General features: G+C 38.4%; 1 protein-coding gene. It reads right to left on the bottom strand.

Features of this window, described 5'->3' with window-relative positions; genetic code table 11:
* Positions 1 to 8: 8 nt before the first annotated feature.
* On the bottom strand, positions 9 to 431 hold the full coding sequence (locus IDZ20_RS05830; protein WP_188150491.1) for a DUF6174 domain-containing protein: 423 nt from the start codon (positions 429 to 431) through the stop codon (positions 9 to 11).
* Positions 432 to 500: the final 69 nt, after the last annotated feature.

Consider the following 500-nt stretch of genomic DNA (forward strand, 5'->3'; position numbering starts at 1 on the left):
TAGGCATTTTACTCATTTTTAAAATCAGTTACTTTAAAGTACCAATCTGTATCTTCTTCTTTTGCATCTGGCACCACTGAAAAACTGGATACAAAATTGTGTTTTTGATCATACGTAATATCCATACTATGAACACCAGCTTCAATCTGCTGTCGAATGGCCATATAGAGATCAGCAAACCTTATATTTTCACAGCTGGTCTTTTTCCAGAACCAGGGTGTTCGCCTAAAAATGTATTTCGTTTTAGCCTTACAAACGCCATCTACGACCTTTACTTTATATCGACTATATCCGAATGGGCCTGCGCCAGTAATCAGATTGTACTTATACGTTGCAATATCTTTAGATTGCCACGACTTCCAATTAGACTCCAAGTCGTCAGCAAAAGTAAAAAGAGGATATATCAATAATATGTAAATAATCCATTTCATGCTTTATGCCTAACGCCGCGTTAACCTGTGCCGCGTGTGAAGTGGAGTTTTGCGGTAAAGTGGCGAAGC

This window comes from Teredinibacter waterburyi, assembly GCF_001922985.1.
Classification (GTDB): Bacteria; Pseudomonadota; Gammaproteobacteria; order Pseudomonadales; family Cellvibrionaceae; genus Teredinibacter; species Teredinibacter waterburyi.